This is a genomic window from Amycolatopsis sp. NPDC054798 (assembly GCF_053611505.1).
The window spans coordinates 1-12,600 of record NZ_JBSHAM010000057.1 but is presented as its reverse complement, the minus strand read 5'-3'; the positions used below and the strand labels follow the sequence as shown (position 1 = coordinate 12,600).

Genomic DNA, 12,600 nt, shown 5'->3' with positions numbered 1-12,600 from the left:
CCCGTGGCGATCGCCGCGCGAGGAGTGCCAGGATGGAGTCATGGCGCGGCTGAATTACAACGAACTCAACGACACGATCCGCTACACGATGTGGTCGGTCTTCCGGATCGAACCGGGGAAGTTGGGGGAGGACCGCGGTGCCGCGGGCCGAGAGACGGCCGAGTACCTCGACGGGCTCGAAGCCAAGGGCGTCGTCGTTCGGGGCGTGTACGACGTGTCTGGCCTCCGCGCCGACGCGGACTACATGATCTGGTGGCACGCCGAGGAGATCGAACAGGTCCAGGCCGCCTACACCGGGTTCCGGAGCACGCCGCTCGGCCGCGCGTCCACGCCGGTCTGGAGCCAGACCGCGCTGCACCGGCCCGCCGAGTTCAACAAGAGCCATGTGCCCGCGTTCCTGGCCGGCGAGGAGGCACGCAAGTACGTCTGCGTGTACCCGTTCGTCCGGTCCTACGACTGGTACCTGCTGCCCGACGAGGAACGCCGCAAGATGCTGGCCGACCACGGCAAGGAAGCGCGGGACTACCCGGACGTGCGCGCCAACACCGTCGCGTCGTTCGCGCTTGGCGACTACGAGTGGATCCTCGCCTTCGAGGCCGACGAACTGCACCGGATCGTCGACCTGATGCGCCACCTGCGCAACACCGAGGCCCGTCGCCACGTGCGCGTCGAGATCCCGTTCTACACCGGCACGAAGGTGCCGCCCGCCGAACTCGTCGCGGCTCTGCCGTAACCGCCGGTGCAGGACGTACTCGCCGGGGCCTGGCAGTCGCTCGCCGGGGAACCGTTGCCCGCCGTGTCCTTGACCGGCGACGAATCCGTGCTGCCCGGGCACTTCCGGGTCCCCGCCATGGCGACCGCCAGCATCGCCGCGGCCACGCTGTCGGCCGGCGAACTGCTGCGGCTGCGCGGCATCGATCCCGGAACGGTGTCGGTCGACACCCGGCACGCTGCTGCCGCGTTCCGCAGCGAGCACCTGCTGCGCATCGACGGCGAGCCCGGGCCGAGCCCCTGGGGCCCCATCGCGGGCGACTACCGCGCCGCCGACGGCTGGATCAAGCTGCACTGCAACACCCCGCGGCACGAGGCGGCGGTCTGCTGGGCGCTCGGCGTCCCGGCGACCCGCGAAGCGGTGACCAAGACCGTGGCCGGGAAATCCGTGGCAGAGGTCGAATCCGCTGTGGTGACCGCGGGCGGCGCGGCGGCGTTGATGCGCTCGCGCGAGGACTGGCTGGCGCATCCGCAAGGCCAGGCCGTCGCGGAACTGCCGCTCGTGGAGCTGAACCGGATCGGGGACGCGCCGAAGCGCACCCTGTTCGACTCGGACCGTCCGATGGGCGGCGTCCGCGTGCTGGAACTGACGCACGTGCTCGCCGGACCCGTCGCGGGCCGCGTACTGGCCGCGCACGGCGCGAACGTGCTACACGTCGGCGCCGCGCACCTGCCCCGGATTCCGGTGCTGACCATGGATACCGGCCAAGGCAAACGCTCCGCCTTCGTCGCGCTCGACACCGAAGGCGGCCGCGCGAAGCTGAAGAAGCTCATCGCCCGCGCGGACGTCCTGGTCCAGTCGTTCCGCCCCGGCGCGCTCGCCCGGATCGGCTTCGGCCCGGAACAGCTCGCCGAGCTGCGGCCGGGCCTCGTGGTGGCCGACGTGTCGGCGTACGGCTGGACCGGCCCGTGGGCCCGCCGCCGCGGCTTCGACAGCCTCGTGCAGATGTCGTCCGGCATCGCCGAGGAGTACGCCACCGACGCTCCGGCTCCGCTGCCCGCGCAAGCGCTGGACCACGCCACCGGCTGGCTGACCGCCGCCGCGATCATGACGGCGATCCGCCGCACCGTCACCGACGGCGGCACCTGGCACGCGCGGCTTTCCCTCGCCGGCACCGGACGGTGGCTGGATTCCTTGGGCCGCAAGGATCCCGAACCGTCCGAAGTGGACTACACGGACGTGACGGAGACGGTCGACAGCGACTTCGGCCGGATGACCCGCGTGCGGATGGCCGGAGAACTGCCGGGCGCGCCGCCGCACTGGGACCACCCGTCGCACCAGCCCGGCTCGGACACCGCGGTGTGGTCGCCGGTCGTGCCCCAGCCAGTCTCGTAAGCGCCGCCAGTCCCGCGGGCACCTTGCCGGGGTCGTGTGAGTGCTGCAGTGCTGCGGGTTTTGCGAGTGTGGCTAGTCCTGCAGGTGCCGTGCCGGTCGTGAGCGTGGCCAGTCCTGCGGGTGCCGCGCCGAGCCGCGCGGATGCCACGGCCCCGTCCGGACCTCGTCGGCACCGCCCGCCTCGCGAGTCCTGCATCGGTCGCGCGGAGGTCGCTGTCCTGAGCCGGTCTCGTGGGCACCGCCAGCCCCGCAAGTCCCGCGTCGGTTTCGCGTGTGCCACCGAGCCTGTGAGCACAGCCAGTTCACCCGCGCCCGTGCCGGGCCCGGAAGCTCCGCCGGCCCCACGGATGCCGCAGTGCCGCGCCGGTCGCGTGAACCCCACTCAGCCTCGTAAGCGCCACTCGCGACGCAGCGGCTAGATCGGCATAAGCCCTCCCGTGATCCGCTTGTCCGGATAAGCCGCCAACCCGCCCAGCGAGACGAGTTCGGCCGGTCCCACGCCACGATCCCCGGCGGCCTGCTGTCCGGCCTGCGCGAGCACTGTCGTCCCCGCAGTCGTCGGCGGCAGCGAATCGACCTTCCGTTCGCCGAACTTCTTGGTGATCCGCTGGCTCCCGACGAGGCAGAGCCAGAGCGTCAGCCCGATCTCGACGAAGACAAGCAGCACCATGACGTTCAGGTGAGACCGGCCGACGTCATACACCAGCCGAGCCACCCCAAGCGCCAGCACGACCACACCCACCGCGACCAACGTGTATCCGAGGCCCGTCAACGGCCTGCGCCGGCTGACCAGCTGCCGCTGAACCAGATCAGTTTCGAGTGTCCGCAGCGCGGGCTTGAGCACCGGCGAACGCGCGACCCAAGACGCGAGCAGACCGCGACCGGCCGCCTGATGCACCGCTTGCTCAATCGGCGGCGACGCGGGCGGCGGACCGGTCGAGACGACCTCGCCCCGTTGCCCGACTTGCAACTGACCGCGCGCGAGCAACGCCGCGATCGCGGTCTCGACCGCCCGAGGCCGTCCGCCCGCCAAGTACGCGACGTCGTAGACATCGCGCGGCACAGCGGCCGACTCCGGCGCGGACGCCTGCTTGGCCAGCTTGTCCTTGCCAGTGGCCAAAATGCTCACCACGCCCGCGGCCGTGGCCACGTAGACGAGAAAGATCGGGCTCAATGCAGCCCAGAATCCGCTCACGACAGGTTTCCTCCCTCCCGGCCCGGCAGAGATCGGATAACACCGCCGTAACCAGACATGTCGTCAGCGTAGCCAGCACCACCGACAAAACCGGAACAGGCTCAGCGCCGGAACCACCTGCGCCGGGGTTTGGGCAGGTCACCGCGGGCGACGAGCCACTCCGCGAACGCGTCGGCATACTCCCGCGCCCGAATCGAAGTCGTCTTAGGACGTTCGGCAGCGTAGGTGTCGAACAGCGGGCGGTACCGCGAGCCCAGCGTCTCGGGAAGGTCCGGCCGCAGGTACGCGACCAGCCGGCGCCGCTTGGCGAGCAGCACGTCAGCCTCGATGCGCAACCGAGAGGCGTCGAAGCCGGACGGAGCCTCGGCACCGGTCAGCAAGCTGTCCAGCAGCGCAGCCTGCCGAGCAGCCAGCTCTTCGCGGCTCACAGCGTCACCGCGGTCCGCAATGCGACCAGCTCGGCCGCGAGTTCGGAATCGGTGGGGTAGTCGTCGTCGCGCTCCAGGAGGACGCCTGGCGGATCCGTGCGCCGGCGCAGTTCTGCCAGCAGATCGAGCACCTCGGGCAGCACCGGATGCGCGTGTGTGTCGTGATAAACCCCATCGCGTTCCACGCCGCCCGCCATGTGCACGTACGCCAGGCGTTCCCACGGAATCCCGTCCAGGAACGCCACCGGATCGGTGCCGACGTTGCGCGCGTTCGCGTACAGATTCGCGACGTCGACGATCAGCAGGCAGCCGGTCCGTTCGGTCAGCTCGGTGAGGAACTGTTCCTCGGTCAGCTCGCTTTCCGGCCACTCCAGCAGCGCGGCGATGTTCTCCAGCGCGAGCGGTACGTCCACAATGGACTGAGCGAGCCGGACGTTGACCACCAGCACGTCCAGCGCCTCGCGCGTGCGCGGCAGCGGCATCAGGTGCCCGGAGTCGAGCCCGCCCGCGCGGACGAAGCACACGTGGTCGCTGGCCAGCGGCGCGTCGAGGACCCTCGCCAGTTCGGCCAGATGCTCCACTCGCGCGGTGTCCAGCGGTTCGGCCCCGCCCAGCGACAGCGACACCGCGTGCGGCAGCACCGGCATCCCGCGGTCCTTCAGCGCCAGCAGGCTTTCCGGCAGGTGCGGGGCGTGCAGATTCTCCGCGACCACCTCGACCCAGTCGACGCCCGGCAGCCGAGCGATCGACAGGTCCAGTTCGGGTCGCCAGCCGATGCCGATTCCCAGCCGGTCAGCCACCGAACTCACCTCCGTATCCGCCGCCGGACGACGTTCTTCCGCACCAAGCTTGTCGCACAGTCCGGATGCTGCGCGAACCCGACCGGCTATCCGCCGCAGCCGCCCCCGCCGCCGCAACTGCTGCCCCCGCCGCACGAAGACCCGCTGCTGCACGAGGAACCACCGCTGCTGCACGACGATCCGCCGCTCGAACCGCCGCCCCCGGCCCAGGTACTGCCTCCGCCGCTGAGCAGGGCCGCGCTCATCTCGTCGTCCGGGTACAACGCGATCCCGCCGAGCGCGACCACCGCCGCGGCCCCGACGTACAACGCTCCGTTGCCGTTCCGGCTCGTGCCGGCGAACTCCTCAGGACGTTCCTGTGCAGCTTTCGCTTCTTCACGGGCCCGCGCGACGACCGCGTGGCCCGCGTCGGACGTCCGGGACGTCTTCGGGCGCTTCCGGGACGCGAACGCGATCAAGGTCAGGATCCCGGTCAGGACGAGCAGCGCGACCAGCCCGCCGATCGGCCGGTCCAGTTGCGCTCCGTTGACCGCGCGGACGATGCCGATCAGCAGCAGCGCCGCGTACGCGGTCACGATGCCGGTGCGGAAGTTGTCCAGAGTTTCGTCGACGGTGATCAGGCCGCGCCGTTCGAGGTCCTCGCGGATCTTGGCCACTTCCGGCTGGACCATGGGCGACACGCGTACCTTGGCCACGGTCGCCGTGCCGCCCTGTGCGGCGTCGTGCACAGCGCGTTCGAGCCTCTTGCGAGACGGTCGCTTGCCGATCGCGCTCAGCTTGCCCTTGCTGCTCACCCGCAGCAGTTCCTGCTCCAGCAGCGTCGCGATCGCGGTGTCGACCGCGCGATCCCGGCCTCCGGCGAGGTAGGCGAGCTGGTAGACGTCCGGCCGCAGCGACGGCTCGACGGTGACCGGCGCGTCCCGCCGCCGGGACCGCGCGATCGACGGCCAGCTCAGCTGCACCAGCAGCACGAGGGCCAGCGCCAGCCCGTAGACCAGCAGGAATTGCGGGCCGGAAATGCCCCACGGTTCGCCCACGGTTTCCCCCTCTTTTCCGCGTTGCCGGAACCTTAACCGGCCCGGTCGCCGGAGGTTGACGGCACAACTGACGCAGCGGATGTCCGATTCGTTCCCGGCTCAGCTGTTCCCGCCGCCACAGCCGCCGCCTCCGCACCCGCTGCCGCATCCGGAGCCGCATCCCGACCCGCCGCAGCCGGATCCGCAGCCCGCTCCGCCGCCGCAGCCAGACCCGCAGCCCGCCCCGGAGCCCCAGTAACCCGCCGCTCCGGCGAACCCGCCCGCGACGCCGGTGCCCGCGATCGCGGCCCGCGCCTGCCGGGTCGCCGGGAGCCCGCGGAGCAGCGCGACCCGCAGCTCTCGATCCGGATGATTCGAAAGCCCGCCTACCGCGACACTGCCCGCCATGCCGCTGATCAGGCTCTGGTCCGGCCACGCGGCTTCGGCCGCCGCACGTCCGGCGTCAGTCGGCCGGATCCGCCGGGCGGCCCGGTTACGGGACAGCGCGCTGAACACGAACCACCCCGGCAGCAGGAGCGAAATCAGCACAAAACCGTTGAGCCCGCCGACGAACGCCGCTACTCCAGCCGCCACCAGCACCGCTTCTCCGATCGCGGTCCACTTCCACGCCCGCCGCAGCGCCTGGCTGTCGACGAGCAGGCCGCGCTTGGTCAGGTCGTCGACCATCTCGCGGACGGTGTCGCCCCAGACGAGACCGCGCAGCACCGTCGCGATGCCGATCCCGGTACCGGCCAGCTCGGCGGCTTCCCGGCCCAGCTCGTCGGACGGTTCGGTCGGCGTGCGGTACAGCCGGCCCACGGAGTCCGCCCGCAGCTGCTCCCGCTCCAGCATCGAGGCGACTGTCGTTTCGGCGACGCGGATCGGGCCGTTCGTCAGCAACGCGACCTGCGCCGCGGACGTCAGCCGGGTTTCGGGATGCCTGCCACGGTGCAACCGGACGGCTGTCCGCCGCCCGAGCCACCAGCAGACCAGCGCCAGCACCAGGATCAGCGCGGCCGGCAGCGCGCGTTCGATCGTCCACTCCATCACGGTCCCCCTCCGGATGAAGACTCCACGCTACCTGCTCGGCCGGGGTTGCCGCCGGATGAAAAAACCGCCCTCCCCAGGGCGGGAAGGGCGGTTTCGAGGGACCCGGGCGTCAGTCGCGGGGTTCCTCGACGAGCTTCAGGGAAATCGAGTTGATGCAGTACCGCTGGTCCGTGGGGGTCGCGTAGCCCTCGCCCTCGAACACGTGCCCGAGGTGGCTGTGGCACGAGGCGCACAGCACCTCGATGCGCCGCATGCCCATGGTGCGGTCCTCGCGCAGCAGCACCGCGTCGGAGTCCGCCGGGTCGTAGAACGACGGCCAGCCGCAGTGGCTTTCGAACTTCGTGTCGCTGCGGAACAGCTCCGCGCCGCAGGCCCGGCATTCGTACACACCGGTGGTCTTGGTGTCGGTGTACTCGCCGGTGAACGGCCGCTCGGTGCCCGCCTGCCGGAGCACCGCGTACTCCTCGGAAGACAGTTGCTCCCGCCATTCCTGGTCGGACTTCACCACGCGGGGAGTGGTGCCGACGACGGGTTTCATACCTTTCACCCTTCCCAGGCTACCTGGACAAAAAAGCGACCGTGTGCAGCGCGATGTCCCAGGCGGTGACCAGCAGCCCGAGCACGATCAACACCACGACCAGCGCGGACACCCAGTAGCGGAGCCCGCCGGTGCGGGTGCTGGAATCGGCGAAGTCGGCGACCTGGTCCAGGCACGCCTCGACGGTGAAGGTCGGCCCGGTGCGCTCCATCCGGTCGAGATGGGCGGCGAACGCACGGGCCTCCGGGTCGTACGGATCCAGCCCGACCAGATCCTCGTGGAACCGAGGATTCCAGCCCGGCGGCAGAGCTCCGTTCTCGGCCATGCCTCAACGGTAGGCTATTCGCCCCGGGGGACCCACCTCTGCGGCGAGTGTCACTGGGCGGGAGTACCGCTTGCGAGAGGGGGGTCGCTGTTGAGGAGCAACGTGCGACGGGCCTGTCAGGTTGACTTGACGCGACCAACGAAACGCACGTATGCGGCAATCGGGTGGTCTTCGAATGCCTTCTTGGTCTTGGAGAGTTTCTGGCGGTAACATTTTCTTGGATTCAAGATGTTGTAACTTAGGGGTGGCATGAATTTATTTTCACAAAGAATGATTGCAGCTGTAGTGACTTCGGCTGCTTTTGTCGGTTTTCTAGGGGTTCAAACGGCTAATGCGGCACCGGATCGCGTGGCAAGTTACACTTGTGTAATCGCCGATAATGTTAACTATCGGAGTGGTCCTGGTGTGAACTTCCAATGGCTTGGAACAGTGAATCGGGGACAAGGGTTCAATTTCGAGCAGGCGATTCGGGCTCCCGACGGGTACCTCTGGGATCAGGGTGATCTATGGGGCGGGAGGGCGAGCGTGTGGATACGATCCGATTTCATAGGCACGTGTTGATTTCTGGTATCGGCACCTGTGTTAATGGGTGAGCGCTGGGGCTAGTGCGTCTAGTGCATTTTCTTCGTTCATATCTCACCGGCGCTTACGGCGGGTCGACGTTGTAGTTTTCATGACCCTGGCCGCCCGGCAGCTTCACTGCGCAGCGGCGCGCCAGGAGCAGAGTGGCCGAGTTCGATCGCGAGGGAAGTTATTCTGCTCGTGGATCTGAGGCGCAGAGCTGTGCACGCTGGTTGGTGATGTTGCACGTCGGGGGGACTTGTCCCTGAATCGCGGGGTGCCGGGTGCACACTGCGAACCAAACGCTTTCCGTCGATGATCTTGTTGGGAACGGACTGCCGACCGGACGGTCGTCTGGTCGGCAGTCCGCTTCGCGACGATTACTGGGAGTTCTGGTCGCTCTTGGTCGCTGAATCGATCAGCAACTGGCCTGACGAGCTGATGACACGAAAAGTCCGCACCTCAGTGTGATCCGGGAACACGACCGTAGCCGTGATCGTGACGGAGCCGTCCGCGTTGTACGCACCTCGCGCGTTCTTGGCGCTGACAGACGTGAACTGGGACCAGTACTGATTAAAGTCAGACTGGCTGCCGTAAGTGCTTTGCGCGGCCGGGGTGAGCATGCCCCATGACGCAGCCGCACCCTGGGGGAAGCTGTAGAAATTGACCACCTGCAGACCGGCTGGGGTGAACTCGATCTTGCCGTCGGTCTTGGTCTGGCCTAGCCCTGGAACCGCGTTTTGCGAGCTGCTTGGCGGGGACGCTGATTGGGACACGCTGTTGGACGGCTGGGCAGGCGGCTGCGCATTCGTAGCTCCGCCCTTGTCCCGGCTGCTGCTCAACACCAGGAACACCACCAACGCCACCGCGACAACCGCCACGGCCCCGCCAGCGAGGAACGCCATCTTCTTCTTCCGCGCCGCCGCGGGCGAAACCCGCTCTCCGGTCCCGGAGCCGGAGTAGTTCGGCGCAGCAGCAGTAGGCGTCGGCCGCACCGCAGGCTGCGGACGCGGCGGAGTGTTCGGCGGAGGAGCAGGACGCGAAGGCGCCCCCATCGGCATGAACGCCGCAGTAGGCGTCCGCGGCGGGTTCGACGGAGCCTTCGGTGCAGCCGCGGCAGCCGCCGCCGGAGCACCTGCGCGCGCCCACGGCGGGCGAGACCCGTTGCTCCCCGGACCGCGATTGCCCGACAGCAACTGCTGCGGCGCAGCGGGTTCCCCGGTCGCCAGCTGAGCCAGCCGCTCCCGTGCCTCGGCCATGCTCGGCCGCTCGGAAGCCTCGCTGCGCAGCAGACTCATCAGCAACGCGGTGGCCGGACCGGCCTGCGTCGGCGGGTTGACCTGCCCGTTCGCCGCCGCGTACAGCAGCGCGAGCTGGTTGGTGGTGTTGCCGTACGGCGTCTGTCCCTCGATCGCCTGGTACAGCGTCGCGCCGAGGGCGAAGACGTCCGAGCTGGGGACCGGGTCGGCGCCGCGGGCCAGTTCGGGTGCGAGGTAGGCCGGGGTGCCGCCGATGAGGCCGGTCTGGGTGAGCGTCATGTCGCCGGCCGCGCGCGAGATGCCGAAGTCGGTGATCTTCGCGGTGCCGGTTTCGTCGATGAGGATGTTGCCGGGCTTGACGTCCCGGTGCACGATCCCGGCGCGGTGCGCGGCCACGAGCGCCGCGGCGACCTGCTCGCCGATCCGCGCGACCTGGCCGACCGGCAGCGTGCCCTGTTCGGCCAGCACCGCGGACAGGCTCGGGCCGTTGAGGTACTCCATCACCAGGCACGGGTCGCCGCCGTGCTCGGCGACGTCGAACACGACGATCGCGTTGGGGTGCTGGAAGCGGGCGGCGTTCTTCGCCTCGCGCATGGCGCGCTGGCGCATGTTGTCGCGTTCGGCCTCGGAGACGCCCGGCTGCGGCAGGATCTGCTTGATCGCCACGGACCGCTCCAGGCGCACGTCCACGGCACGCCACACCACGCCCATGGCACCGCTACCAATGTGCTCGACGAGGCGGTAATGCCCCGCGATCAGCTGCCCGGTGTCGATGACGCCCGCTCCTGACGAAAGTCCCGTGATCGTGGTCGTGCGCAGCACGGATGCCCCTCGCGCACCCGAACGAGTGTAGCGGTCGGAAGTACCTGCCCGCCGTCAGCCAGCCGGTGCCGACGGCACAGGAGCCTCCGGTTCGGCGGCGGGGACGCGCTTCCTCAGCACTCGCACCAATCCTGCCGCCCCGAGCGCCGCGAAGACCGCGTAGCAAGCCAGCAAAGCGGGCGGCGTGTCGCCGGTCAGCGCGTCCGCGAAAACTACCACCGCGATGGTTCCGGGGATGCTCCCGAGCGCCGTTCCGGCAAGGTACGGAACGAGTTTCACGGACGAAACGCCGCACAGGTAGTTCATCACCGAAAACGGGACGACCGGGATCAGCCGCAGCGACGTGATGGCGAGCACTCCGCCGTCGGCGAGCCGGTCGTTGACGGCCCGCACCGGCGCGCGGTGCAGGTGCCGCAGGATCAGGTCCCGGCCGAGCAGCCGCGCCAGCCCGTACGCCAGCCCGGCGGCGATCGTGGTGGCCGTCAAGGCGATGAACACCCCCGCGACGCTGCCGACGAGCAACCCGGCGGCCAGATTGAACACCGTGCGCGGAATCGGCGCGACGGTGAGCAACGAGTAGGCCACCAGGAGTACCAGCGGAGTCATCGATCCGGTCGCCGCGGCCCAGGTGCGCAGCTGCGCCGGTCCCGGGATCGGCAGCCACAGCGCGGCGGCCCCGAGAAGAGCCAGCACGGCCAAAGCGACGATCAGCTTGGTTCTCCCGGACACCCCGCCACGGTACGGCACTCGCGGCTACGGTGGCCGCATGGCCAAAAACGGCGATCCGGTCGAGTACCAGGTGGGGGAGCGCACTGTCCGGGTGACGAGCCCGGACAAGGTCTATTTCCCCGAGCGCGGCATCACGAAGCGGCAAGTAGTCGAGTACTACCTCGCCGTGGCCGCCCCGCTCCTGCGGGCGATCGGCGAGCGGCCGACCACGCTGAAGCGTTACGTCGACGGCGTCGCCGGGGAGTGGTTCTACGCCAAGCGCGTGCCCAAGGGCGCGCCGGACTGGGTCGAAACCGCGCGGATCACGTTCCCGTCCGGCCGCACCGCCGACGAGGTCTGCCCGACCGAACCCGCGGTGTTCGCCTGGGCGGCCAACCTCGGCACCTTCGACTTCCACCCGTGGCCGGTGCGCCGTTCCGACGTGGACCACCCGGACGAACTGCGGATCGACGTCGACCCGCCGGAACGCGCCGGATTCGCCGACGCGGTCGAGGTCGCCGGCGTGGTCCGCGAGGTGCTCGCTGACGCCGGGCTCACCGGCTACCCGAAGACCTCCGGCGGCCGCGGCGTGCACGTCCTCGTGCGGATCCGCCCGGAATGGGACTTCATCGCGGTGCGGCACGCGGTGATCGCGCTCGGCCGCGAGGTCGAACGGCGGATCCCGGACAAGGCCACGGTCTCCTGGTGGAAGGAGGAACGCGGCGGCCGCGTCTTCCTCGACTACAACCAGGCGGCGCGGGACCGGACGGTCGCGTCGTCGTGGTCGGTGCGCGGCACCCCGCGCGCGACCGTGTCGACGCCGCTGACCTGGGATTTGCTCGCGGACGTCGACCCGGACGACTTCGACGTGCTGACTGTCCCCGGCTTCCTCGCCGAGCACGGCGACCTGCACGCGCCGATGGACGAAAAGACGTTCGGCCTGGAGACGCTGCTGGAGTGGTACGAGCGCGACGACCGCGACCTCGGCGGTGCGGAACTGCCGTACCCGCCGGACTACCCGAAAATGCCTGGCGAACCGAAGCGGGTGCAGCCGAGCAAGGCCCGATCGGACCAGGCGTGATCGTCCGATCGCCAGGTGTGATCACTCTCGGTGATCAACATCGCGGGGAATTTTACGAATGTTTCCGCAGGTCGCAGTGAGTTTTCCGAGGCCGATTACCATGAGGTGTGCCGCTAGGCGGTAACGCGACGGGGTCGAGGTGCGACTATTGCCGGGCCGGAGGGGAGCCGGGACCGGAGGAGGGAGACGTCGTGGACGACCTGATCGCGTTCCTCGCCGCGCGCGTCGGACAGCGGCAGGCGCTGATCATGCAGGCGGTGCAGAAGGGCAAGGCCGGAGAACCGCTCAGCCGCGGCGAGGCCAAGGTCGGGCTGGAGGAGCGGGTCCGTTCGCTCGGCGATCTCGAGCTCGACGTGGTCAACCAGATGATCAACGAGATCGAGGCGACCCGGCGGATCATGCTTGCGCATCGGACGACGGTGTCGGAGAAGGTGCCGGGGTTTCCGTTGTACGGGAGCGAGTATTGGTGCGAGACGTGCCATGTGCCTGCGGATGAGGCTGGGTCGAATTGGTGTTTGACGTTGCGGTTGCTGGCGTTGCCTTACGCGGATCATCCGGATTACAGCGAGCGGTGGAGGCCTTGAGGGGGTTGTGAGGGGGCGGCTCGTCGCCTGGCGGCGACATTGCGCCGGGCTCTCGTGGGGGCACCCCGAAGCCGATTGTGATGACGGGAGGAGGGTGCTTGTCAAGGCGGGAAAGATGCCTTGACA

The 12,600-nt window shown here is 69.2% G+C and carries 13 protein-coding genes; 4 read left to right on the top strand and 9 right to left on the bottom strand.

The window, feature by feature from the left end; genetic code table 11:
- Positions 1-40 precede the first annotated feature (40 nt).
- The gene (gene hemQ, locus ACWGIC_RS29695) at positions 41-733 is read left to right on the top strand and encodes a hydrogen peroxide-dependent heme synthase (RefSeq protein WP_452079217.1); all 693 of its coding nucleotides are present in this window, start codon (positions 41-43) and stop codon (positions 731-733) included.
- 6 nt (positions 734-739) lie between these two features.
- The gene (locus ACWGIC_RS29690) at positions 740-2,107 is read left to right on the top strand and encodes a CoA transferase (RefSeq protein WP_452079216.1); all 1,368 of its coding nucleotides are present in this window, start codon (positions 740-742) and stop codon (positions 2,105-2,107) included.
- A 415-nt stretch (positions 2,108-2,522) separates the two neighbouring features.
- Here ACWGIC_RS29690 and ACWGIC_RS29685 read toward each other — a convergent pair whose 3' ends face one another.
- The 9 genes from ACWGIC_RS29685 to ACWGIC_RS29645 all read right to left on the bottom strand — a co-directional run bounded on the left by ACWGIC_RS29685 (position 2,523) and on the right by ACWGIC_RS29645 (position 10,830).
- Positions 2,523-3,302 (bottom strand): TIGR04222 domain-containing membrane protein, encoded by a 780-nt coding sequence (locus tag ACWGIC_RS29685; protein ID WP_452079215.1) that lies wholly within the window; start codon positions 3,300-3,302, stop codon positions 2,523-2,525.
- Positions 3,303-3,403: 101 nt separating this feature from the next.
- Positions 3,404-3,730: a hypothetical protein gene (locus ACWGIC_RS29680; protein ID WP_452079214.1), complete on the bottom strand. Its 327-nt coding sequence runs from the start codon at positions 3,728-3,730 to the stop codon at positions 3,404-3,406.
- Positions 3,727-4,530, bottom strand: coding sequence for a DUF692 domain-containing protein (locus tag ACWGIC_RS29675; protein WP_452079213.1), 804 nt, complete (start codon positions 4,528-4,530; stop codon positions 3,727-3,729). Before ACWGIC_RS29675 ends, ACWGIC_RS29680 begins: the two co-directional genes overlap by 4 nt.
- Positions 4,531-4,616: 86 nt before the next feature.
- Positions 4,617-5,567 (bottom strand): TIGR04222 domain-containing membrane protein, encoded by a 951-nt coding sequence (locus tag ACWGIC_RS29670; RefSeq protein ID WP_452079212.1) that lies wholly within the window; start codon positions 5,565-5,567, stop codon positions 4,617-4,619.
- A gap of 99 nt (positions 5,568-5,666) precedes the next feature.
- Positions 5,667-6,593, bottom strand: a complete 927-nt coding sequence (locus ACWGIC_RS29665) for a TIGR04222 domain-containing membrane protein (protein WP_452079211.1) — start codon at positions 6,591-6,593, stop codon at positions 5,667-5,669.
- Between the two features lie 112 nt (positions 6,594-6,705).
- Positions 6,706-7,134 (bottom strand): peptide-methionine (R)-S-oxide reductase MsrB, encoded by a 429-nt coding sequence (gene msrB, locus ACWGIC_RS29660; RefSeq protein ID WP_452079210.1) that lies wholly within the window; start codon positions 7,132-7,134, stop codon positions 6,706-6,708.
- Positions 7,135-7,153: 19 nt separating this feature from the next.
- Positions 7,154-7,459 (bottom strand): hypothetical protein, encoded by a 306-nt coding sequence (locus tag ACWGIC_RS29655; RefSeq protein ID WP_116206679.1) that lies wholly within the window; start codon positions 7,457-7,459, stop codon positions 7,154-7,156.
- 941 nt (positions 7,460-8,400) lie between these two features.
- Positions 8,401-9,990, bottom strand: a complete 1,590-nt coding sequence (locus ACWGIC_RS29650; RefSeq protein WP_452079255.1) for a serine/threonine-protein kinase — start codon at positions 9,988-9,990, stop codon at positions 8,401-8,403.
- Positions 9,991-10,155: 165 nt separating this feature from the next.
- Positions 10,156-10,830, bottom strand: coding sequence for a TVP38/TMEM64 family protein (locus ACWGIC_RS29645; protein ID WP_452079209.1), 675 nt, complete (start codon positions 10,828-10,830; stop codon positions 10,156-10,158).
- A 37-nt stretch (positions 10,831-10,867) separates the two neighbouring features.
- Between ACWGIC_RS29645 and ACWGIC_RS29640 the strand changes: the two genes are divergently transcribed.
- Both ACWGIC_RS29640 and ACWGIC_RS29635 read left to right on the top strand, forming a co-directional pair.
- Positions 10,868-11,890 carry a DNA polymerase domain-containing protein gene (locus ACWGIC_RS29640; protein WP_452079208.1) on the top strand — a complete coding sequence of 341 codons (1,023 nt, stop codon included), beginning with the start codon at positions 10,868-10,870 and terminating at the stop codon, positions 11,888-11,890.
- 191 nt (positions 11,891-12,081) lie between these two features.
- Positions 12,082-12,474: a DUF6221 family protein gene (locus ACWGIC_RS29635; protein WP_067579378.1), complete on the top strand. Its 393-nt coding sequence runs from the start codon at positions 12,082-12,084 to the stop codon at positions 12,472-12,474.
- Positions 12,475-12,600: the final 126 nt, after the last annotated feature.

Excerpts from the sequence above, each read along its gene's own strand:
- hemQ (WP_452079217.1), top strand. The coding sequence starts at position 41 with ATGGCGCGGCTGAATTACAACGAACTCAACGACACGATCCGCTACACG.
- ACWGIC_RS29665 (WP_452079211.1), bottom strand. The coding sequence starts at position 6,593 with ATGGAGTGGACGATCGAACGCGCGCTGCCGGCCGCGCTGATCCTGGTG.
- msrB (WP_452079210.1), bottom strand. The coding sequence starts at position 7,134 with ATGAAACCCGTCGTCGGCACCACTCCCCGCGTGGTGAAGTCCGACCAG.
- ACWGIC_RS29655 (WP_116206679.1), bottom strand. The coding sequence starts at position 7,459 with ATGGCCGAGAACGGAGCTCTGCCGCCGGGCTGGAATCCTCGGTTCCAC.
- ACWGIC_RS29650 (WP_452079255.1), bottom strand. The coding sequence starts at position 9,990 with ATGGGCGTGGTGTGGCGTGCCGTGGACGTGCGCCTGGAGCGGTCCGTG.
- ACWGIC_RS29640 (WP_452079208.1), top strand. The coding sequence starts at position 10,868 with ATGGCCAAAAACGGCGATCCGGTCGAGTACCAGGTGGGGGAGCGCACT.